Genomic DNA, 21,482 nt, shown 5'->3' with positions numbered 1-21,482 from the left:
GTTATGCTTAACTGAAGTGGAACATTGAATATAAGTCATTTCCCTTTGTGTCATCTATAACCACTGCGTAAAAATCTTCCACTTCCAGCTTGTAAATTGCCTCCGGGCCAAGTTCCGCGAAAGCCACCACTTCGGACTTTACAACCGACCTGGCGTATTCCGCGCCTAAGCCGCCAAGCGCGGAAAAATAAATTGCTTTATTCTTTGCAATAGCGTCTTTTACCGGTGTGGCGCGTTCGCCTTTTCCTATCATGCCTTTTATGCCAAGGTTTAAAAGCATAGGGGTGAATTTATCCATGCGCGATGATGTGGTGGGGCCGCATGAACCTATGGCATTGCCGTCGCGTGCCGGTGTGGGGCCGCAGTAATAAATAATCTGATTTTTAAAATCAAGCGGAAGTTTTTCCTTTTTTGCCACCATCTCCGCTATCCGGGCGTGGGCCGCGTCGCGCATTGTGTATATGGTGCCGGAAATAAGCACTTCGTCGCCGGTCGTTAAATCCTCTATTGTCTCCGCGTCAAGCGGGGTGGTAATCTTTTTCAAAACGTCCTCCGGGTAAAGCTATATTGTTATTGATTTATGCCTTGAAGAATGGCACTGAATATTTACAGCTACGGGCAGGCTTGCTATGTGGCACGGGAAAGTTTCCACCATTACCGATAATGCCGTGGTTATTCCGCCGAACCCAAGCGGGCCGATGTTAAGTTTGTTTATCAGTTTAAGTATCTTTTTTTCAAGTACTGCGGCTTCTTTGCTGGTATTAGAACTTCCTATTTCGCGCAGCAGCGCTTTTTTGGCAAGATACGGCGCGCGTTCAAGGTTGCCGCCTATACCTATTCCTATTATATAGGGCGGGCAGGCGGAAGCGCCGGCCTTTTTAACCGTTTCCAGCACAAAATTAATTATTCCTTCTTCGCCGTCGGCGGGGGTAAGCATTTTAACGGCGGATTTGTTTTCCGCGCCCGCGCCTTTGGTCATAATTGAAATCTTAAGCATATTTCCCGGCTTAATCTCCGTGTGTACAACGCAAGGGGTATTGGTGCCGGTGTTTTTTCTTGTAAGGGGGTCAGCCACGGATTTTCTTAAGTAGCCTTTATTATATCCGGCTTCCACTCCGCGGTTTATGGCTTTGTAAATGTCGCCCTCTATTTTTACGTCGTTTCCCACTTCCAGAAAAACCACCACAATGCCGGTATCCTGGCACAGCGGGTATTCGCCTTTTTTGGCGGTCTTGTAATTTTCCACGATTTTGTAAAGGACGTTTTTGGCTTTTCTTTCTTTTTCTTCCCCGGCGGCTTCTTTTACCGCTGATACTATGTCATAGGGCAGGAAATAATTGGCATCAATTACAAGCTGTTCAATTGCCTCTGATATCTTTTCCGAACGCAATAATCTCAAATTATTATCCTTTAAAAACGCGGGTTTATTTTGTCAATCTGTTCTTTAATGGCTGCCGCGGATTTTTTAAGTTTTTCTGTTTCCACCGCTGTTAATTTAAGCGCAACAATTTTTTCAACGCCGTTTTTACCAAGCACTGCGGGTAATCCCACGTATATTCCGTCTATTCCAAAATTACCTTCCGCAAGCACGGAACAGGGGATAACGGATTTTTTATCCTGAATAATTGCTTCCAGCATTTTAACCACGGATGCCGCGGGCGCGTAATACGCGCTTCCGGTTTTTAACAGCGCCACTATTTCAGCCCCGCCGTTGGCTGCCTTATCCGCAAGCGCGGCTGCATCAGCTTCGGGCATGACAGTTTCAAGCGCTTCTCCGTTAACAAATGTGTGGGATAAAAGGGGAACCATAGTATCTCCATGACTGCCTAAAATTATTGACTGTATATTATCCGCGGCGGCGCCTGTGGCGTTCTGTATGAAGTGAAGAAAGCGGTATGTATCCAGCACGCCTGCCATTCCAATTACGCGTTCTTTTGGGAAACCCGTCACTTTCTGCAGGGTATAAGCCATAACATCAAGGGGGTTGGAAACCACTATTACAACAGGGTTCTTTTTTGATTTTTTAAGTTCATTTGCCACGCCTTTTATAATGTCAAAGTTGGCAAAAAGAAGGTCGTCGCGGGACATCCCCGGTTTTCTTGCAAGGCCTGCTGTTACCACCACGTAATCGCATTCCGCGATTTTAGCGTAATCCCCGCCGCCTTCCACCATACAGTCAGAAGCCAGCAAAAACTTGCTCTGGTTTAAATCAATGGCTTTGCCTTTGGCAAGGTCCGCGTAAAGGTCAAGCAGATAAATATCGCCAAGGTTTCTCATCAGTGAGATGTGCGCGACAGACGCGCCCACGTTTCCTGCGCCTACAATTCCTATTTTTGGTTTCATGATAATAAACCTCCAAGAGAGATAAGTAACAGGTTACAAGTAACAAGTAACAGGTGACAGCTTACAAGTAACAGCTTACAAGTTACAGCTGAAAACTTGTACTTTAACCTGATAGTTGTTACTTGTAACTTGTCAGCTGTTACCTGTTAGCTGTTAGTTGTCACCTGTTACATGCCAGTTGATATAAGTTTCATGTTCTCAACAATCTTTTTTCCGTATTCCGAGCATTTAAGTTCAACGGCGCCTTCCATCTGGCGCGCAAGGTCGTATGTCACTGTTTTGTTTGAAATTGTGCGTTCAATTCCGTCAATGGTAAGTTTGCCGGCTTCCGGCCAGCCAAGGTGTTCAAGCATCATAACGGCTGAAAGCATAAGGGAGCCCGGGTTTACTTTATCCAGATTTGCGTACTTAGGCGCGGTACCGTGTGTGGCTTCAAACACGGCGTATTTGCCTATGTTTGCGCCGGGCGCCATTCCAAGCCCGCCTACCTGCGCTGCCGCGGCGTCTGACAGGTAATCGCCGTTTAAGTTAGGGGTGATAATAATGTCATATTCCGACGGCCTTAACAGTATCTGCTGAAACATGGCATCCGCTATCCTGTCCTTTATTAATATCTTGCCCTCTGTTGACGTGCCGGCTGCAGCTTCAGATTCTTTTACAATTATATCCCGGAAGTTTTCTTCCGCTTCGCGGTAGCACCACTTTGCAAACGCGCCTTCGGTAAATTTCATGATGTTGCCCTTGTGGACTATGGTGATGCTTTTGTTTTTATTTTTTATTGCGTGCTGAATTGCCATGCGCATAAGGCGCCTTGTGCCGAATTCGCTCATTGGCTTAATGCCTATTCCGCTTTCGGAAAGTATGGTCTTGTTAAAATTGGTGTTGATAAAAGAGATAACTTTTTTTGCGTCTTCGCTTCCTGCTTCCCATTCAATGCCGGAATAAACGTCTTCGGTATTTTCCCTGAATATAATCACGTTTAGGTCCTGCGGTTTTTTAACAGGGGAATCAACGCCCTGAAAATAACGCACGGGCCTGATGCACGCGAAAAGGTCAAGGCGCTGCCTTAAAGTGACGTTAATGCTGCGTATGCCGCCGCCTATCGGTGTTGTAAGCGGGCCTTTTATTGCCACTGTGTATTCTTTTATCGCGTCAATTGTCTCTTCGGGAAGGTAGGAATCCGTTGCGTTTTTTGCTTTCTCGCCTGCAAGAATCTCTTTCCATTCTATCTTTCTTGCGCCGCTGTAAGCGATTTCAACAGCCGCGTCCACGACAGACTGAGTGGCGCGCCAGATGTCAGGGCCTATGCCGTCGCCTTCGATGAAGCATATTATCGGGTTGGCAGGTACTTTAAGTTCGTGTTTTTCGTTTACTGTAATTTTTTCAGCCATGTTTTATACTCCTACGGTCGGACCGAATTTTTTATAAATATCGGGAAGGAATTCCTTTACCCATGTTATCATCTCTTCATCGGCAATGCCTATTATTCTGCCGTCCACATACTGTTTGTCCACGATATCCTTTATTTTTACAACGCCGGCATTATCCTTTGCAAGTTTTTCCCCGTCGGGAATTTCAAAGAAAGAATTTATCCACAGCGCAATTCCGGACACGCCGGACTTATCAGTGATGCCCACCATTATAGGCCTGTTTAAAACTTTCTTGGTGTCAAATATGTTGTAAATTTCCTCGTTCTTCATCAGCCCGTCCGCGTGTATGCCGGCTTTGGTGACATTAAAGTTTTTGCCCACAAGCGGCTGTTTGGCGGCTATTTCAATACCCATTTTCTGGTTCATGTAGCGCGCGATTTCCGTGATGATGGTTGTGTCAAGAGTTTCTTTGCCTTCGCGCCCGCGGAAAGAAATGTATTCCATGATAAGCGCTTCAAGCGGCGTGTTGCCTGTCCTTTCGCCAATGCCAAGCCACGCTGCGTTTACAGAGCACGCGCCGTACATCCAGGCGTAAATGCCGTTTGTAAGGCCGCGGTAAAAATCGTTGTGCCCGTGCCATTCAAGCCATTCGGAAGGCACGCCGGCAAAATGGTGCATTGCGTAAACGATGCCGTTGACATTTCGCGGAAGGGCGGCGCCGGGCATTGCAATTCCGTAGCCCATGGTGTCGCACATCCTTATTTTAACGGGCATATTGTATTCTCTGGAAAGTTTCATAAGTTCGTTGGCCAAGGGGACTACAAAACCGTAAATATCCGCCCTGGTAATGTCTTCAAAGTGGCAGCGCGGAATTATGCCGTTATCAAGCGCTGTCCTTGCTATCTTTAAGTAGTTATCAAGAGCCTGTCTGCGGGTCCATTTAAGTTTTAAAAAGATGTGGTAGTCGGAAACAGATGTTAAAATTCCGGTTTCTTTTAAGCCCATGGCTTTAACAAGTTTAAAGTCAGATTCCACGGCGCGTATCCAGCCGGTAATTTCCGGGTATTTGTATCCGCGCGCAAGGCATTTTTCAATGGCGGCGCGGTCCCTTTCTGTGTATAAAAAGAACTCTGTCTGGCGTATTAAACCCGTATTGCCGTCAAGTTTGTGCATAAGGTCATAAAGGTGGACAATATCATCAACTTCAAAGGGAGGAAGCGACTGCTGTCCGTCGCGGAAAGTGGTATCTGTAATCCAGATATCATCAGGCGGGTCCATAGGCATGACCCTGTTGTTGAAAACTATTTTGGGGACATCATCATAAGGAAAGAAGTCCCTGTAAAGCTGGGGTTCTGTTACATCCTGAAGCTCATAATGATAAAATTCTTCCTCAAAAAGTTTCCTTGATTTGTTGTATTGAAGCATTTTTAATACCTCCGGGCGTAACATAAAGTGCATAAGTAAGTTGAAAAATTATAACCTATTTAACAGGGTACGTCAATAAATGCTTGGATGGATGCTTAGATGGTTAGAAGCTTAGAGGCTTGGTTGATGCTTAGAAGCTCAGCTGGATGCTTGGACGGTTAGATGTTTAGATGCTCGGCAAAATCGAACTAACCAAGCTTCCAAGCGTCAAAGCCTCCAAGCGTCCAAGCCTTACCAAGCCTCAAAGCATCCAAGCCTCCAAGCATCCAACCTTACAAGCCTCCGTTTTTATGCTTGATTTAACCCAAAATATGCTATATATTTTTATACATAATACAAAACTTCAAGGATGTGTGGAATGTTACAGAATTTTATTAAAAAGCATTTAAAAAATGTGTCGCTGCAGAGGGTGGCGGTGCTTTTTGTGTTTATAGCTTTTGTTACGGTAATTACTTTCGCGGGTATCCTGTTAAGCGCGGGCGACAGTGCGGCAAACGCCCCTTTAAGGCCAAAGGCATCAGGCAACACGCTTCTTTCAGATGACAAGCAGGACTATTCAGAACTTATGAATGACAGCTATGCCGATGTCTGCAGCCGTGACCTGGAACTTGCCCTTGTTTACCTGAATAAGAAGTCTTTGGCAAAAGAAGCCAGGTTTTCCGTATGCACTGTTAAAGCCGGGGAAAATTTCTGGGGAATCGCGAAAAAAAGAAATTATACAATTGATACGATAGTAGGGTGTAATCCGCAGTTTAAAAACCTTATCGCCGGCCTTGGCGAACAGATAATACTTCCAAATCTGGGCGGAACAATTCATCAGGTAAAAGACGGGGAAACATTACAGGAAATAGCAGAGCTGTATAACGTGACAGAAGACTATATAAAAACATATAACAATATTAAACGCAAAGTAAAGACCGGCGATATTATTTTTATGCAGGGGAAAAAACCGGTGCTGTTAAATGAAGACATGTCAAAACTTTTTGCCACAAGGCGCCTTTTCAGGTCGCCCCTTGCCGGTGAATACACTTCCCTTATCGGCACAAGAAACGACCCGTTAATTCAGGGCGTTACAAAAATGCATAACGGCGTGGACATACGCGCAAAGATAGGCACGTGGGTAGGCGCCGCAGCCGCGGGAAGGGTGACAGAAGCGGGTTTTGCCAACGGGTACGGATATTACATACGCATACAGCATGACAACGGGTATTCCACCTTATACGGCCATTTAAGCAAGATACACGTAAAGCAGGGGCAGCGCGTAAAAGCCGGGCAGCTTATTGCCAAGTCCGGAAACACGGGGCGCACGACAGGGCCGCACCTTCATTTTTCAATTTTTAGAAACGGCGCTGTAAAAAACCCGCTGGATTATCTGTGGTAGAAATAAAAGCAAGAAGTAATTAACCATGCGTTTTGCCATCATTTATCCCCCGGTTTACCGCAGCGGAAAAATACCGCTTTTAGGCCAGAACAGGCAGTTTAAATTCACCCATTCAAGGCAGATAAAAATATACCCTTTAATACCCGCGCACGCTGCGTCCAATTTAAAAGCACAGGGGCATCAGGTGCTTTTTCTTGACGGAATAAACGAAGGCATGACAGCTGAAGGGTTTGACGAAAGGCTTGATACCTTTGCGCCGGAAATTGTAATGGTGGAAACAAAGACGCCCATAATTAAATTTCACTGGGAATGGGTAAAACAATTCAAATTAAAATATCCCGCGTGCAAAGTTATACTGTGCGGCGACCATGTCACGTATTTTCCGGAAGAGTCAATGAGCAACTGTCCGGCAGATTATATTTTAACCGGCGGCGATTATGATATTCTGGCGGTTCAGCTTGCAGCGCATCTGTCCGGTAAAGGGGAAATGCCTGCGGGGGTTTATTACAGGGAAAACGGCGAAGTAAAAAATTCCGGCAGATTTAAACTTGATGATAACCTTGACAGTCTTCCATATATTGACCGCGATTTGACAAACTGGAAAACTTACGGCGAAGCGTATCTTTTAAGGCCGTGCGCGTATATTTTAACAGGGCGCGGCTGCGGCCGTGAAGGAAAAGACACAGGCGGCGTATGCACGTTCTGCATCTGGCAGCACGCGTTCTGGGCAAGAAAAGCGCGTCTGCGTTCCGCGGCTAATGTGGCGGGCGAAGTGGAAATGCTGGTTAAGAAATACGGCGTTCACGAGATTTTTGACGACAATGAATCCGGCGCTGTATGGAATACGGCGTGGATGCAGGAATTTTTAGTTGAAATTGAAAAGCGGGGGATTAAGGGAAAGTTTGTAATAAGTTCCAACGCGCGCGCGGAAAATTTAACAGAGGAAAAATGCGCGCTTATGAAAAAGATCGGGTACAGGCTATTAAAAGTCGGCCTTGAATCCGGCGACACTGCCACGCTTCACAGGATAGGCAAACTTGAAAAAATAGAAGATATTATAGAGAATGTTAAAAGGGCAAAGCGCTACGGGTTTAAAGTGCTGCTGACAATGATGGTGGGATATCCGTGGGAAAACGAGGATTCGGTGAAAAAAACATACGCCGCGGCAAAAGAACTTATGCTATATAAGACACACTTTGGGGATTCCATGCAGGCGTCCATAATTATGCCGTATCCCGGCACCCCGCTATACAAAGACGCGGAAAACAACGGCTGGCTGACAAAAGACGGCAAAGATTATGAAAAAATGGATATGGAGCATAATATATTAAAGTCTAACTATGATAATGAATACTGGTGCAAGAAGATGTGGAACATTCACAAGCACCCGTTATTTTTGATAAAGAGCTTATTATCAATACGCAGCCCGCGCGAAATTGCCCTTGCCTTTCGCGGAGTTAAATCGTTAATGGGGCATACAAAGGATTATTGAGTTTGGCAGGATTTGGTTTGAATTTAATAAATGGGATGGGAAAAATGGGAAATGTTGAAATAACAAAGAGAATACAGACAAAGCGAAATAATATTTTGTATATTTCTATTTTTTCATTAATTTTTTGGGTGCCTTTACTTCTGATTAATCTGATGCTTCTTTTTATAACCAATGAATTTATATATAACACATTTGTAGCAATTGAATTTTATTTGGGTATTGGTATGTTTTTATTGCCGTTTATAGGGATGTTTTTAGTTTGGACGCTGGCTGATAGAAAAGTTTTTAAAATACTTTTTTCGTTATTGTATATAGTGGTTTTTACTTTTTTAAATGTTCAGGTATTTTCTTTGTTTCTTATAAGCCCGGTATTTTTATCACGTGTTGAAAAAAATGAGGACGCTCTGTCTGCGCTAATGGAACCCAAAAGGCAAGAAGTAGAGACAAATATAAATAATCTAAAGACATACGAGCAAACTCTAGATTATGTTTTAGCGGCTGTTCAAAGGCGTACTAATAAAAATGATGAATATTATGCTGTGTATCGCGGCGAGGCGCTGATTTTAATTGAACACATAGAAAAAAACAGAAAAGTATTTGGTGATGCCAATACAGCCATGCTTTTGATCCTTTTGGATCAATATTCCGGTTCTCATGATGGTGAATACATTTATGAGTTGTTGACGGTAATTAAGGATGAAAATCCTAAGGCTGTTGCTGACGCAAAGAGCAGTGTTGATAAATACTTGCTGCCATCATCTAAGGATGGAAAATGAAAAAACATTTTGTAAATCTTCCGGTGCTGGAAACAAAAAGGCTTATATTGCGCCCGGTGCAGGCGGATGATTATAAAGCGGTGTTTGAATTCGCATCCGACCCGGATGTGGCAAAATACACTTCATGGGACGCCCATAAGACAATTGAAGATTCAAAAGTGCTGGTAAGGTTTATTACAAAACGTTACGCAGATAACAAACCTTCCAACTGGGCGGTTATTCTTAAAGAAAATAATCAGTTAATAGGCGTCTGTGGATTTGTGTCCTATTACTCCGCCAATAAAAGGGCAGAGATTGCGTTTGCCATCCGCAAAGACTGCTGGAACAAAGGGTATATGACAGAAGGCGTCGCCAAAACAATTGAATTTGGGTTTAACGAAATAAAACTTAACCGCATAGAAGCATACTGCGACGCGGAAAATGACGCCTCCGCGAAAGTACTGGAAAAATGCGGCATGAAGTGTGAAGGTATCTTAAAACAATACGCTTATAAGGGAAGCAGTTTCAGGGACATGAAAAGCTATGCAATACTGGCAGGGGAGTACATTAAAGAGAGGAAATAAAAGAATTTATAGATTGACAGGGGAGAGTTGGATGCAGAAAAAAGTATATAAATTTGATTATAGTATTTTTTTGACCGGGGTTTCATTATTGGTTTTTGTATTTGGTGCAGATGCTTTTTTGACGGATAGTATAAGTTCGGGAAAAATTAAATTTATAGCCATAATGGTATCGTTTTTCTTGATATGGGGTTTAATTGATTCTTACAGGAAAGTTACTATTGATCAGGATATAATAGAATTTAGGGGTGTGTCAGGCAGGAAAACTTTAAAATGGGAAGAGATTAAATATTTATATGAAAATATTCCTATGAGACGCATTGAAATGTTTGATGGAAACAAGAAAATGCTTATGTTTGTTGATTATCAAATGGAAAATTATGATGATTTGATAAACAAAATTTTAAGCAGAGTTAATTTAGAGTCTGGTGTAAATAGAGTTCCTCGGCAATACAGTATTAATTCAAAAAATTCAATGACTATAGACAAAAACGGATTCACATATGTGATGCTTGATAAGGATGAGTTGACGCTAATAAACTACTGGGGAAAACATGTAATAAAATATAATGAGATATCTGAATTGAAATATGGCTGTGAAGAATTTGTTAGATATGGTGTTAAAGATCAATCCGTGCGTATTTTTATTACGACAAAGTCAGGTAATAAGGTAAAAATCTACAGAAGGCGCAATTTGCCGGAACTCTATTTTATTATTAAAGCGGCAACCTCAAACAATATTTGCAAACAATGTGGCGTAATAAACCGGAGCGACAGTAAGTTTTGTGGTGAATGTGGAAGCTCTTTTACGGGATAATCATATTTAACAATATAATTTTAATCAGCAAGAGGAGAATGTGATTAATGGTTAGGAAAAGTGATAATAATGAATTCAAGGCGTTTTTTTTACGTGCGTTGTTTGCGCCGCCTTATTTTATTAGAAAAATTGTAATACGTAAAAATACAATTGTATTAATTGGGTTATTTAAGAAGTACGAGATAAAGATAAATAAATTATCTGTAAAGAGGTATAAAGATCCATTTGATGGACCTGCTGATACATTTGTTTTTCAATATAATGAAAAAAGATTCTTATTTGATGATTTCTATTTTAAAGGTTCGTGGTCAAATGCTTTATCTAAAAGGTTGAAAATTTGGCGGAATTATTCGAAGTTCAATCCTAGCGATCGAACACTTTTAAGTTTATCAAGTTTTTTTGTATTTCTTTTATTGGCGGCGTTCTTGGAAACTGGTAATTTGTTTGTTTTGGGAGTGGTCATAATTATTTCGGTATTTTTGATTCGTTTTTTAGTAGACCCTTATAGGTAGCGGTGGAGGATTTGTTTAAAAACCCGCAATTTACAAAATTAACCCATGGTGATATAGTCAGTTAAGAAAAAAGATGGGAGAAGAACGATTAACAAACTTAAAGTATTGTTTATAAACCCGCCGCGGGTGGATGGTTTTCCTGTGGTAAGGGAAGAGCGGTTTGAGCATAAGGATATGGGGTCGGTTTATCCGCCGCTTTCATTGTTATATATGGCTTCGGTTATTAATAAAGAGGCGGATTATGAAGTTAAGCTGATTGATGCTAACGGGTTTGATATGGGAATTCAGACGGTAACCGAAGAAATGATAAAATTTGCCCCTGATATTGTGGTTTCGCGCTGCGGGTTTGACACGCAGGAACAGGATCTGGAAGTTCTAAAAATAGCGCACGGCCTTGGCGCCTTGACTGTGCTTAGAAATAAAATAATAGCGGATGTCACGGAAATAAGGGATTCAATTTTTAAGAAAAACTTTGTGGATGTCTTTATAGATTCAGAACCGGAAGCCGTGATTGGCGCCCTATGCAGGGAAGTTATGGTGCATAAAAAAACAAAAGACCTGCAACCCGGCCAATGGCTGTTAAGCGCCGAAGACAGAGCTGAAGGCTGCCTGACTTTTCTGGCTAAAGTGCCCGGAATCTCTTTTCGCTGTAACGGGCGCGTGTTTACAAATGAGAAAGCCGCGGAAATAAAAGATATCAATAAGCTGCCTTTTCCGGCTTATGAATTGCTGCCGTCCTTAAAACCTTATCATACCGGTGTTATGTCCGCGCCTTTTGCGCTTGTTCAGACAACGCGCGGCTGCCCTTTTAACTGCACGTTCTGCGCTTATGGGAAGTCGCGCTGCAGGGAAAGAAACATTGAAAGCGTAATTCAGGAAATTAAATACTTGAAGTCAAATTTCAGCATAAAATCATTCTTATTCTTTGACGATACCATTTCCATAAAGGGCGGCAGGGTGGAAGAGCTGTCTAAAAGGATGGTAGAAGAAGGGCTTAATTCCCTTGAATGGGTCTGCTGCACACGGGCAAACCTTGTAACTTATGAAATGTTAAAAGCCATGAAAAAAGCGGGCATGAAAGAAATAGCGATAGGTGTGGAAACCGGTTCCGCGGAAATTCTGAAAAATATTAAAAAAGGCGTGACCCTTGACGATATCCGGCAGGCTGCAAAATGGTGCAAAGAGCTTGGCATAATGTTCTACGCGCTTGTGATTATAGGCCTTCCCGGTGAAACAAAAGAGACCGTTGAAGAGACAATAAAATTCATAAAAGAGATAGACCCGTTCTACACGCAGGTGTGCTTTTCCACGCCTTTTCCCAACACGGATATTTACAAATATTACGAAGAAAACGGCTTTCTGCTTACAAAAGACTGGTCAAAATATTTCCCGCTTGCGGAAGAGCCGGTAATAAGGACGCAGGCGCTTACAGCGGATGATTTAAAGAAATTAAGGAATCATATATACAGGAAACTTCTTTTCAGGCCTTTATACCTTTTACGCAAAGTAAGGCCTTTTGACTGGAAGTGGAACATTGAAGGGGCAAAAAAAATAATGCAGCGCATTGGCGCTGTTATTATGAAGAAGCCGGTAAGATGATTATTGATTACAGCGCAATGGTAAGTTTAACCTATGACGACGGCCTTGATTCACAGCTTAAATACGCGGTTCCCGCGTTAAATGAATCCGGGTTAAAAGGAACCTTCTTTGTGTCGGGCGAAGCGCTTAAAAATCCGGAAAAATATCCTGCCTGGCGCGGCGCCGCAGCTGACGGCCACGAAATAGGCATTCATACAATAAACCACCCGTGTGACATCTCCTTTGATTTTGTACCTAAGGGCTTTGCCCTGCAGGATTATGACATGGCAAGAATGCGTGAAGAGATTGATGAAAATTTAAGGATAGTAAAAGATGAATTTAATTATAAAGCCGACAAATATGTGTTTGCTTACCCGTGCGGGCAGAGCTCTCTTGGTAAGAGCAGGGAGATAAGCTATAAACCTTTAATAAAAGAAAAGTTCATAGCCGCAAGGGGCGTGCAAAGCATTTACGCTGACCCTGTGTCTGTTGATCTGTACGAGGTGCCGTGTTTTGGGGTGGAATGTGACGGCGCACAGATGATAGAAATGGTAAAGAAAGCCGCGCAGAACGGTATGTGGGTTGTATTTTTATTTCACGGAATTGAAGGCGATTATATCTCCGTCACAGACCGCGCGCACAGGGAACTTGTACAGTACCTCTCCCAAAACCGCGATACCATCCTGACAGACACCTTTGGTAATATCGCCGCTAAAATAAAATCGGGACGACCTTAGCTTTAATCCGCCTGTTTTTTCCGCTGATAAAATAAAAACTTGATGTTTTATATTTTTTTGTTAATATTATAAAAAAATATGGAGGGGTGTTCATGAAAAAGGTATTCTTTGTTTCTCTGTTTGCGCTTATCTTTGTTATTTCAGTTTTTTCCTCGGAACCCACAATTCACGCTATTAAAAACATTGATGAAAATAAATTAATTTTTAAAGACTCAAAGTATAAAGAAATAGCCTCGTGGACTTATAAAGATGACGGCACTATTCAGAAAGAAGGGCAAATCATAAACGGATTGGCTGAGATAGAATGGGAGTTTTCCTACGCGGAGCACCGCTATGCTGAAGTTGTTTTTAAAGACAATGAATTTGCTGACGGCAAGGTTTTGTGGAAAATTAACAGCGGCACTCCTTTTCTGGAAGAAAATTACAAAAACGGGAAACTTGAAGGTGTTGTAAAGACTTTTTACAGCCGCTGCAAAGGATGTGTGGAGTGTGAATACAATTATTCCGGGGGTAACGCCTCTGATTTTACCTGCTATTTTCAAAACGGCAATAAAAGTGTAAACGGAAAAATGACCGGCAATAAAAGGGAAGGTGTTGCGCAGCTGTTTTCAGAAGAGTTTAGGGATCAGCCTTCGGGAGAGGCTGTTTATATGGACGGGAAATTAGTGGTATATCTTAAAGCTGACAAAGTCCCAAAAGGTTTTTATGAAGATTTAAGGGGTGCTGTTGACGTCTTAAAAAAAGCCGGTCTGGTGTTTAGTATAGAACAGGAAGAAGACATGAATAGTTATGGTTCAATAGCCCTTAAAGGGCCGTCTTATCTTGTGTTTTTAGGGTGGTCGCAGGATAAGCAGAATATGAAAAAGAAGCTTAAGTATATTTCTGAAGATAAGCTTGGTTTTTATGGTAATTTTTATCCGGGTGAAAACATAAGAAGGGCAAAGATAAAGTATTATTCAAAGATGCCGTTTGTCATAGGAATTTCCGCAGAAAACGAAAACACGTTAAAAGAGGTAAGGGAAAAAGTTTTCAAAGCGTTGGGTAAGATGAAGGAAAGCAAGTAGTAAGTAATTGATGGTTGGATGGTTAGATGCTTAGATGCTTGGAAAAACCTATATTTTTTCAGCGTTCGATGTTGTTTATTTTATCGCTTCTGCTTAATTGCTTATAGCTTAAATCGCTTTATTTTCACTTCTTCTGTCCCTCTGTGCTTTTGCCGGCCTGATTTTTTACGGTATTAGTTTTAACCAAGCTTCTAAGCTTCTAAGCCTCTAAGCGTCCAAGCCTCCGCCGTTACTAATTCTCACTAATATAAACTGTCCTTAAAGACCGGGAGGAAATCTGGACTATTTCAGTGGAAAAGGCATCTTTATCAAGGTCGCAAAGCGTGCCCAAAAACGGCTCTTCTACTGCGTCAAGTTCAAGAAGTTCTTTTAAGGTTATCTCTGAAGGCTTTTTCTGAATGTTTATCTTGGCTATTTTTACCTTCATGGCCGCACACTCCGTTGTAAAGCGTCACCACTTTTGCTCTTCAATATATTAGACATAGGATAAGGGGAAAAGGTTGCGCTGTTTTTAAACATGCGGCTCAGCAGCTTGGCAGCTTGGCAGCTTGGTTGGAGCAAAATACTAAGCCACTAAGCCGCCGAGCCGCGCCTTTATGTCCTTGCTAAGCTGCCGAGCTGCCGAGCTGCTTTCCTCCCAAGCCCGTTGTTTACATAACCCTTTCTTTGTTGTAATATATGACCTGTTGAAAAAACTGCGGTGTGCCCCCGGCATTCCGCGAAAATAACCGGAGGTTCTGTAATGGCTAAAAAAGTACTTCTTATCATCCGCGACGGATGGGGAATTGGACCCGACTCGCCTTATAATGCAGTAAAAAACGCGAATAAACCTTATACTGACGCGCTTTTAAAACAATATCCGCACAGTGTGCTTGAAGCTTCCGGATTGTCTGTAGGCGTTCCCGCTGGATACATGGGAAGTTCCGAAGTGGGACATTTAAACATGGGCGCGGCAAGGATTGTAAAACAGGAAGTGGTGCGTATTAATGAGGCCATTGAAGAGGGTACGGTATTCGGCAATCCCAACATGAAGCGCGCTTTTGAAGCGGCAAAAAAATCAGGGGCCCTTCACGCAATGGGGCTTGTTCAGGATGAAGGCGTGCACGCGCATCAGGAACACCTGTTTGCCATAATAAAGGAAGCTGCAGCGCAGAATATAAAAAATGTTTACGTTCATTTCTTCGCGGACGGCCGCGACACATACCCGCGTTCCTCGCTTACCTACCTTGAAAAACTGGAAGCAAAGTTTAAGGAATATAATAAAGGCGTTGTAGGCACGTTAATGGGGCGCTATTTCGCTATGGACCGCGGAAAAAAATGGGACTTAACAGATATGGCGTATAACTGCATGGTAAAGTGCGAAGGCAAAAAAGCAAATTCCGCGCGCGAGGCAATTGAACAAAGCTATAAAAACGACAAGGTTCCGGACGGAACAGATATGACAGATGAATACATTCCGCCGACAGTAATAGGCGATTACCCCGGCATAAAGGACGGCGACGGCGTAATTCACTTTAATTACAGGCAGGACCGCGCGATACAGCTTACCAACGCGTTTGTGGATGATGTGTACGCCGGAAAGCGCGATAAAAAATTGGACATCGCGTACTGCGGGCTTACCAGGTATTATGACGCGTTTAAATTTAATGTACTGCCCCCGCTTGACGAAGGCGGCGATATGGCGAATCTGGTAGGCGAAGAGGTTTCAAAAAAAGGTTTAAAACAGCTGCGCATAACCGAAACACAGAAGTTTAAACACGTTACATCGTTTTTTAACGGCAAGATGCTGGAACCGTATAAAGGCGAAGACCGCATAGAATTAAAAGGGCGTTTTGACCCATCGGCTTTCGCGGAACACCCGGAAATGGAAGCGTATTTTGTAAAGGACAGGGCGATTGAAGAATTAAAAACAGGAAAATACGATTTTGTAACAATTAATTTTGCCAACTGCGATATGGTAGGCCACACAGGCGTTTATGAAGCCGCAAAAAAAGCGGTGGAAGTAGTGGATGAATGCACAGGGCTTGTAACAAAAGCGGCGCTTGACGCCGGCTACACGGTTCTGATAACGGCTGACCACGGCAACGCGGAAGAGATGGCAGACGCGGCAACAGGCGCGGTTAAGACAGCGCATACCACTTATCCGGTGGAAATGATATATGTGGATAAAGATGCGGATAAGGTGAAGTTAAAGGCAAAAGGCGTATTAGCGGACATAGGCGCAACAGTATTGGATTTACTTGATGTTAAAAAACCTGTGGAAGCAACAGCAGAATCGTTAATCATTAAATAAATTACATAATAGAATTAAAGCCGTGGGTATGTGTGTCGCACGTACCCGCGGCTTTTTGTTTTTATTGGCGGTGTTTTTTTTAAATGTAGAGACGCAATATATTGCGTCTCCGGTTTTGAAATACCAAACCCTAGACGCATCATGATGCGTCTCTACTTTAAAAGGATGAGAATATATTCTGCTGCAACCCCAAAAACTTGACTTTGTGATTTCTGCCTGCTATAATATCACTACAAAGGTGATATATAGGAGAGATAGATGAAAAAACTTATCGTAATTACAGCGGTGTTGATTTTAACAGCTGCAGCCATATTGGCGAAGGGAGCGGTGAATAATATGAATAAAACAGCGATATTTGCGGGAGGATGTTTCTGGTGTATGGAAGGCCCGTTTGAAGCAGAAAATGGCGTGATTGATGTAAGGGCTGGTTATACCGGGGGGTCTACTAAAGACCCCTCGTATAAAGAGGTCTCTACCGGAAGCACAGGGCATATTGAAGCAATAAAAGTTACTTACGACCCTAAAAAAGTATCATACGAACGGCTGCTTGAAATATTCTGGCATCAGATAGACCCTACTGACGCCAAAGGCCAGTTTGCGGATAAGGGCAGCCAGTATATTACGGCCGTATTTTATCTGGATGAAGAGCAGAAAAAAGCCGCGGAAAAATCAAAAACAGAGCTTGAAAAATCCGGGGTATTTAATAAACCAATTGTGACTTCAATAAAGGCGGCATTTGAATTTTATGACGCCGAAGAGTATCACCAGGATTATTACAAGACAAACCCTTTCCATTACGGGATGTACAAAAAAGGCTCCGGCAGGGAAGCATTCTTAAAGAAGACGTGGAAAGATGAAAAAAAGCCTGACCTTAAAAAGATGCTCACATCCATACAGTATAAAGTTACGCAGGAATGCGGGACAGAGCCGCCCTTTAAAAATGAATACTGGGATAATCATAAAGAGGGCATATATGTGGATGTGGTGACAGGAGAACCGCTGTTCAGTTCAACTGACAAGTTTGATTCCGGTACGGGCTGGCCGTCATTTACAAAGCCCATTGATAAAGCATCAGTAATAGAAAAAGAGGACAAAAGCGGTTATATGACGCGCGTGGAAGTTAAAAGTAAAAAAGGCGGCTCTCACCTTGGCCATGTCTTTAATGACGGGCCTAATCCTACAGGGGAGAGGTATTGCATAAACTCCGCGTCTTTAAGGTTCATCCCCAAAGAGGATTTATATAAGGAAGGGTATGGGGAATATATAAAAATATTTAACCAATAAACTGTTAACCCATATCCCATAAATAAAGGCTGTAGCTAAGCGGCTGAGCAGCATGGCAGCTGGTGTTGATTTTGATTATTAAAAAATAAAAATTAAAACAACGCACCTTAAAAGGTGCGCCTACCAGATCCAAACCAACCTTCCGTCCCTCGCGTTTTTATTTCCCAGCTGCCAAGCTGCTTAGCCGCCCAGCTACGGCTTTCCTTCCGTCCCTCTGTCCCTCGTGTTTTATATATGGGTTAAATTCTTATATTCTGTTGTATAATTAATTCATGCATAAACTTATACTGTTGCGCCATGGGGAATCACAGTGGAACAAGGAAAACCGGTTTACGGGCTGGACCGATGTTGACCTGTCTGAAAAAGGAATTGCAGAAGCCCACAAAGCCGCGGAAACCTTAAAAAAAGAAAATCTGAATTTTGACATCGCATTCACCTCTGTTTTATTACGCGCGGAAAGGACTTTATCCATAGTTATGGATGACATGAAATTACAGCATATTCCTGTCATAAAAGCGTGGCAGTTAAACGAACGCCACTACGGCGCGCTGCAGGGGCTTAATAAAGCGGAGATGGCTGAAAAATACGGCGAAGCCCAGGTAAAAATATGGCGCAGAAGCTATGACACACGCCCGCCCGCCCTTGAACTAAATGACCCGCGCCACCCTTTAAATGATAAATTATATAAAGACCTTGATCCGGTTTTATTACCTTCAACCGAATGCCTTAAAGACACCGTTGCAAGGACAGTGCCGTATTACCGGGAAAATATCATCCCGCATATTAAACAGGGCAAGACGGTAATAATATCCGCGCACGGCAATTCACTGCGCGCCCTGGTAAAATATTTTGATAACGTCTCTGATGCGGATATCACAGAACTGAATATCCCCACGGGCATACCTTTAATATATGAACTTGATGATGAGATGAGGGTGTTAAAACATTATTACCTTGGCGACCCTGAAGAGATAAAAAAGTCAATGGAGAAAGTGGAAAATCAGGGAAAGAAAAAATAGATGGACGCTTGGAAGTTTGGATGCTTAGATGCTTTGTTTAGATCTGGTAGGCGCGGGCTTTAGCCCGGGGCAGTTAAAACGCTAAATAAAAACAACGCGCCTTAAAAGGCGCGGCTACCAAAACGAAAAAATTAAGACTTAAACCGAAAACCTGTGCGAAAAGGAGATTTATGAAATTTATTTCGTGGAATGTGAATGGTATAAGGGCGGTGCATAATAAAGGGTTATTAATACCTTTCATAGAAAAAGAAAATCCGGATGTTTTCTGTGTGCAGGAAACAAAGGCGCAGGAAGAGACATTTCCGGAAGGGTTAAAAAATATCAAAGGGTATAATTTTTACATGTCATCGGCTGTTAAAAAAGGGTACAGCGGGACGGCGCTGTGGTCAAAACAAAAACCTCTAAATGTAAAATACGGCCTTGGCAAACCGCAGTTTGACGACGAGGGCAGGACAATAGTAGCGGAGTATGAAACGTTCTTCTTATATAACATCTATTTTCCCAACGGCGGCAGAGGCCCGGAATTTGTGGATAAAAAACTTGCCTTCTATGAAGAGTTTTTAAAAAATGCCGAAAAAAACAGAAAGAAGAAAGATATTATAATCTGCGGAGATGTGAACACGGCACATAAAGAAATTGACCTTGCGCGGCCGAAAGAAAACAGGGAAACATCAGGTTTTCTGCCGCAGGAGTGCGCGTTTCTGGATAAACTTGTGTCTAAAGGTTATTTGGATACGTTCAGGATGTTCAATAAAGACGGGAATAATTACACCTGGTGGGATTATAAAAGCGGCGCAAGGCAGAGGAATATAGGCTGGAGGATAGATTATTTTTACGTCAACGAAGAATTAAAACCAAAAATAAAATCAGCCGGTATTTTAAGCGATGTGATGGGTTCTGACCACGCACCGGTATTTGTGGAGATAAAATGAAAAAGGCATTAGAACTCACGGGAAGGGTACTGCTGATTATTATTGCCGCAATTATCATCTATTACTCCGCTGTTGTCATAAAAGCGCGTTCTGATACCCACGCAATTGTAAAGCCGCTGCTTCAGGGCGCGGTAATTACTTACGCGGATTTAAGTAAAGAGCAGCTTGACGCAATACTGGCAATTGAAGACCCGGCATTTTTCACCCACGACGGAATAGACTTAAAATCTCCCGGTGCGGGTATCACCACAATAACGCAGGGGCTTGGCAAGAAGTTTTATTTTAAAAAGTTTAAGCCCGGGATAAGAAAACTTAAACTTATGCTTGTGTCAAAGTTTGCTTTAAACGCGCTGGTATCAAAAAACGACCAGCTTACGCTTTTCTTAAATCAGGCTTATCTTGGAAAACATAACGGCGCGGTTATAATCGGCTTTGAAAACGCGGCGCGGGCTTTTTTCGGCAAACCTTTTAAAGACATTAACAGGGAGCAGTTTTTATCAATCCTGGCAATGGTAATTGCACCGGAGGCTTTTCACGCGATAAATAAACCAAAAGCCAATAAGCAAAGGGTTGAACGCATGAAAAAAGTAATATCGGGTGAATACAAGCCCAAAGGGCTTATGGATTTGTACTATGGGGAGCTTAGCGAAGAAGAAGCAAAAAGCGGGCTTGCGCCCGCTTCGTATTTCCCTGAAATTTACAAAAAATAAAATATTAAAGTTTTATAACGGTTTTATCTTTTTTAAACCAGATATTAGAGGTTTTTGAAAAAAGCATCATTATTGCAATAAGTTCAAAAACTGTCTGAAGTATACTTGATGTTGCCCCTATAAGGTCGCTTTTTAACTCCTCTTTCACTATCGGCACAAGTGCCAGCAGCCCCAGGAAGAAAAACACCGTAAATAGTATTCTTGCCCAGTTCTGCTTTTTTAGAAACAGAATCATGAATATAAAATTTATCGCAAAACCAATTATCGCCGTTATCTCATAATTTTCCATTTCTATTGTCTGCTGTCCTATTCCGGCAAGTTCAAGGATAAACTCTGTCATCCCTGTCATAATCGCCAGAAACGTAAACAGCACCGCCAGTTCTACCGTTTTTGGGGGTTTTGGTGTTTCTTTTTGTGTGCTAATTTCTTCAGCCATTTTGTATCCTCCGTTACTTAAGTTTTTTTATCCTGTCCCCGTAAAGGGCGAAAATTGATGCTGTGCTTACAGTGGGGTTATTTTTTTCATCATCAGCGCCGTGAGTTAAGTATTGAATTCCTATTTTCTTATTGCCGATTTTGATAGTTTTAATTTTTATTCTGTCGCCTAAAAGTGCGCTGGCTTTGTATTTATACTCTTCCCCGGATTTTACAAGGATGTACAGATAATAATATGTGCCTTCTCCGGAGCCTGAAACCGCGATAACAGACGCCATATCCTCCACGGCATCATCGTCAAGGTAGCCGTGCGCCCCGCAGATGTATGAAGACTGTGCCATATTCATAGAGCCGGGTTTTAATTCCTGTTCAAAATAGCCGTCTTCCATTTTTATCAGGCCGGTCCCGGGAATTTTATTGGGGTAATTAAAGTTTTTCAGGGTATTTTCATAGTCGGACATGGAGGCACATGAAATAAAGATAAAACACAAAATAAGCGCCGGTATTGCTGTTTTCATTTTTTCGCCTCCTGTAAAATAATATAACAAATATAGGAGCAAGTTACAAGTAACAGGTTGCAAGTTACAGGTTACAGGTTACAGGTTACAGGGTACAAGTGGCAGGTGGCAGGTGGCAGGTAACAAGTTACAAGTAACAGCTAACATGTTGCAGGACTCAGTTGTAACTTGTCAGTTGTAACTTGTCAGTTGTAACTTGTCAGTTGTAACTTGTCAGTTGTAACTTGTCAGTTGTA

The 21,482-nt window shown here is 42.4% G+C and carries 22 protein-coding genes; 14 read left to right on the top strand and 8 right to left on the bottom strand.

The features are described from left to right. Positions 1–7 precede the first annotated feature (7 nt). From CVV21_04530 to CVV21_04510, 5 genes are all read right to left on the bottom strand, one after another. The gene (locus CVV21_04530; GenBank protein ID PKL92017.1) at positions 8–544 is read right to left on the bottom strand and encodes a fumarate hydratase; all 537 of its coding nucleotides are present in this window, start codon (positions 542–544) and stop codon (positions 8–10) included. Between the two features lie 18 nt (positions 545–562). Next, positions 563–1,399 carry a fumarate hydratase gene (locus CVV21_04525; protein PKL92016.1) on the bottom strand — a complete coding sequence of 279 codons (837 nt, stop codon included), beginning with the start codon at positions 1,397–1,399 and terminating at the stop codon, positions 563–565. Between the two features lie 11 nt (positions 1,400–1,410). Continuing rightward, positions 1,411–2,343, bottom strand: a complete 933-nt coding sequence (locus CVV21_04520) for a malate dehydrogenase (GenBank protein PKL92015.1) — start codon at positions 2,341–2,343, stop codon at positions 1,411–1,413. A 167-nt stretch (positions 2,344–2,510) separates the two neighbouring features. After that, on the bottom strand, positions 2,511–3,734 hold the full coding sequence (locus CVV21_04515; protein PKL92014.1) for an isocitrate dehydrogenase (NADP(+)): 1,224 nt from the start codon (positions 3,732–3,734) through the stop codon (positions 2,511–2,513). A 3-nt stretch (positions 3,735–3,737) separates the two neighbouring features. Beyond that, complete coding sequence (locus CVV21_04510; GenBank protein PKL92013.1) at positions 3,738–5,138, bottom strand: 2-isopropylmalate synthase; 1,401 nt, start codon at positions 5,136–5,138, stop codon at positions 3,738–3,740. Between the two features lie 349 nt (positions 5,139–5,487). Here CVV21_04510 and CVV21_04505 point away from each other — a divergent pair, with 349 nt between their 5' ends. The 9 genes from CVV21_04505 to CVV21_04465 all read left to right on the top strand — a co-directional run bounded on the left by CVV21_04505 (position 5,488) and on the right by CVV21_04465 (position 14,055). Further along, the gene (locus CVV21_04505; GenBank protein ID PKL92012.1) at positions 5,488–6,519 is read left to right on the top strand and encodes a hypothetical protein; all 1,032 of its coding nucleotides are present in this window, start codon (positions 5,488–5,490) and stop codon (positions 6,517–6,519) included. 25 nt (positions 6,520–6,544) lie between these two features. Next, entirely contained in the window at positions 6,545–8,011 is a 1,467-nt protein-coding gene (locus CVV21_04500) for a hypothetical protein (protein ID PKL92011.1), read from the top strand. Positions 8,012–8,028: 17 nt separating this feature from the next. Continuing rightward, positions 8,029–8,787, top strand: a complete 759-nt coding sequence (locus tag CVV21_04495; GenBank protein ID PKL92010.1) for a hypothetical protein — start codon at positions 8,029–8,031, stop codon at positions 8,785–8,787. Next, positions 8,784–9,350, top strand: a complete 567-nt coding sequence (locus CVV21_04490) for a GNAT family N-acetyltransferase (protein PKL92009.1) — start codon at positions 8,784–8,786, stop codon at positions 9,348–9,350. Before CVV21_04495 ends, CVV21_04490 begins: the two co-directional genes overlap by 4 nt. A 31-nt stretch (positions 9,351–9,381) precedes the next feature. Beyond that, positions 9,382–10,164 (top strand): hypothetical protein, encoded by a 783-nt coding sequence (locus CVV21_04485; GenBank protein ID PKL92008.1) that lies wholly within the window; start codon positions 9,382–9,384, stop codon positions 10,162–10,164. Between the two features lie 47 nt (positions 10,165–10,211). Further along, on the top strand, positions 10,212–10,676 hold the full coding sequence (locus CVV21_04480) for a hypothetical protein (protein PKL92007.1): 465 nt from the start codon (positions 10,212–10,214) through the stop codon (positions 10,674–10,676). Positions 10,677–10,781: 105 nt separating this feature from the next. Continuing rightward, positions 10,782–12,275 carry a hypothetical protein gene (locus tag CVV21_04475; GenBank protein PKL92006.1) on the top strand — a complete coding sequence of 498 codons (1,494 nt, stop codon included), beginning with the start codon at positions 10,782–10,784 and terminating at the stop codon, positions 12,273–12,275. Then, complete coding sequence (locus CVV21_04470) at positions 12,272–12,991, top strand: chitooligosaccharide deacetylase (protein ID PKL92005.1); 720 nt, start codon at positions 12,272–12,274, stop codon at positions 12,989–12,991. The genes CVV21_04475 and CVV21_04470 overlap by 4 nt, the downstream gene beginning before the upstream one ends. A 92-nt stretch (positions 12,992–13,083) precedes the next feature. Next, the gene (locus CVV21_04465; protein PKL92004.1) at positions 13,084–14,055 is read left to right on the top strand and encodes a hypothetical protein; all 972 of its coding nucleotides are present in this window, start codon (positions 13,084–13,086) and stop codon (positions 14,053–14,055) included. A gap of 232 nt (positions 14,056–14,287) precedes the next feature. On the opposite strand, the gene CVV21_04460 is transcribed toward CVV21_04465, so the two are convergent. Next, positions 14,288–14,482, bottom strand: coding sequence for a hypothetical protein (locus CVV21_04460; protein PKL92003.1), 195 nt, complete (start codon positions 14,480–14,482; stop codon positions 14,288–14,290). Between the two features lie 315 nt (positions 14,483–14,797). Here CVV21_04460 and CVV21_04455 point away from each other — a divergent pair, with 315 nt between their 5' ends. The 5 genes from CVV21_04455 (at position 14,798) to CVV21_04435 (ending at position 20,293) form a co-directional block, all read left to right on the top strand. After that, positions 14,798–16,348, top strand: coding sequence for a 2,3-bisphosphoglycerate-independent phosphoglycerate mutase (locus tag CVV21_04455; protein PKL92002.1), 1,551 nt, complete (start codon positions 14,798–14,800; stop codon positions 16,346–16,348). A gap of 258 nt (positions 16,349–16,606) precedes the next feature. Further along, a complete protein-coding gene (locus tag CVV21_04450) occupies positions 16,607–17,632 on the top strand; it encodes a methionine sulfoxide reductase (GenBank protein PKL92001.1) in 1,026 nt (341 codons plus the stop codon). Positions 17,633–17,904: 272 nt separating this feature from the next. Then, a complete protein-coding gene (locus tag CVV21_04445) occupies positions 17,905–18,651 on the top strand; it encodes a 2,3-diphosphoglycerate-dependent phosphoglycerate mutase (GenBank protein PKL92000.1) in 747 nt (248 codons plus the stop codon). 170 nt (positions 18,652–18,821) lie between these two features. Continuing rightward, on the top strand, positions 18,822–19,583 hold the full coding sequence (gene xth, locus CVV21_04440; GenBank protein PKL91999.1) for an exodeoxyribonuclease III: 762 nt from the start codon (positions 18,822–18,824) through the stop codon (positions 19,581–19,583). Then, complete coding sequence (locus CVV21_04435) at positions 19,580–20,293, top strand: glycosyl transferase family 51 (protein PKL91998.1); 714 nt, start codon at positions 19,580–19,582, stop codon at positions 20,291–20,293. Before xth ends, CVV21_04435 begins: the two co-directional genes overlap by 4 nt. Before the next feature lie 4 nt (positions 20,294–20,297). Here CVV21_04435 and CVV21_04430 read toward each other — a convergent pair whose 3' ends face one another. Both CVV21_04430 and CVV21_04425 read right to left on the bottom strand, forming a co-directional pair. After that, a complete protein-coding gene (locus tag CVV21_04430) occupies positions 20,298–20,729 on the bottom strand; it encodes a hypothetical protein (protein ID PKL91997.1) in 432 nt (143 codons plus the stop codon). Between the two features lie 13 nt (positions 20,730–20,742). Beyond that, entirely contained in the window at positions 20,743–21,246 is a 504-nt protein-coding gene (locus CVV21_04425) for a hypothetical protein (GenBank protein ID PKL91996.1), read from the bottom strand. Positions 21,247–21,482 lie beyond the last annotated feature (236 nt).

The organism is Candidatus Goldiibacteriota bacterium HGW-Goldbacteria-1, assembly GCA_002839855.1.
Taxonomy (GTDB): Bacteria; Oederibacteriota; PGYV01; order PGYV01; family PGYV01; genus PGYV01.
Note: the sequence above shows the minus strand (reverse complement) of the source record. Positions and strands in the feature narration are given on the sequence as shown.

Bases quoted from the DNA above. Each gene is read 5' to 3' on its own strand.
- CVV21_04520 (PKL92015.1), bottom strand. From the start codon at position 2,343: ATGAAACCAAAAATAGGAATTGTAGGCGCAGGAAACGTGGGCGCGTCT.
- CVV21_04515 (PKL92014.1), bottom strand. From the start codon at position 3,734: ATGGCTGAAAAAATTACAGTAAACGAAAAACACGAACTTAAAGTACCT.
- CVV21_04510 (PKL92013.1), bottom strand. From the start codon at position 5,138: ATGCTTCAATACAACAAATCAAGGAAACTTTTTGAGGAAGAATTTTAT.
- CVV21_04505 (PKL92012.1), top strand. From the start codon at position 5,488: ATGTGTGGAATGTTACAGAATTTTATTAAAAAGCATTTAAAAAATGTG.
- CVV21_04500 (PKL92011.1), top strand. From the start codon at position 6,545: ATGCGTTTTGCCATCATTTATCCCCCGGTTTACCGCAGCGGAAAAATA.
- CVV21_04490 (PKL92009.1), top strand. From the start codon at position 8,784: ATGAAAAAACATTTTGTAAATCTTCCGGTGCTGGAAACAAAAAGGCTT.
- CVV21_04485 (PKL92008.1), top strand. From the start codon at position 9,382: ATGCAGAAAAAAGTATATAAATTTGATTATAGTATTTTTTTGACCGGG.
- CVV21_04480 (PKL92007.1), top strand. From the start codon at position 10,212: ATGGTTAGGAAAAGTGATAATAATGAATTCAAGGCGTTTTTTTTACGT.
- CVV21_04470 (PKL92005.1), top strand. From the start codon at position 12,272: ATGATTATTGATTACAGCGCAATGGTAAGTTTAACCTATGACGACGGC.
- CVV21_04465 (PKL92004.1), top strand. From the start codon at position 13,084: ATGAAAAAGGTATTCTTTGTTTCTCTGTTTGCGCTTATCTTTGTTATT.
- CVV21_04460 (PKL92003.1), bottom strand. From the start codon at position 14,482: ATGAAGGTAAAAATAGCCAAGATAAACATTCAGAAAAAGCCTTCAGAG.
- CVV21_04455 (PKL92002.1), top strand. From the start codon at position 14,798: ATGGCTAAAAAAGTACTTCTTATCATCCGCGACGGATGGGGAATTGGA.
- CVV21_04450 (PKL92001.1), top strand. From the start codon at position 16,607: ATGAAAAAACTTATCGTAATTACAGCGGTGTTGATTTTAACAGCTGCA.
- CVV21_04445 (PKL92000.1), top strand. From the start codon at position 17,905: ATGCATAAACTTATACTGTTGCGCCATGGGGAATCACAGTGGAACAAG.
- xth (PKL91999.1), top strand. From the start codon at position 18,822: ATGAAATTTATTTCGTGGAATGTGAATGGTATAAGGGCGGTGCATAAT.
- CVV21_04435 (PKL91998.1), top strand. From the start codon at position 19,580: ATGAAAAAGGCATTAGAACTCACGGGAAGGGTACTGCTGATTATTATT.
- CVV21_04430 (PKL91997.1), bottom strand. From the start codon at position 20,729: ATGGCTGAAGAAATTAGCACACAAAAAGAAACACCAAAACCCCCAAAA.
- CVV21_04425 (PKL91996.1), bottom strand. From the start codon at position 21,246: ATGAAAACAGCAATACCGGCGCTTATTTTGTGTTTTATCTTTATTTCA.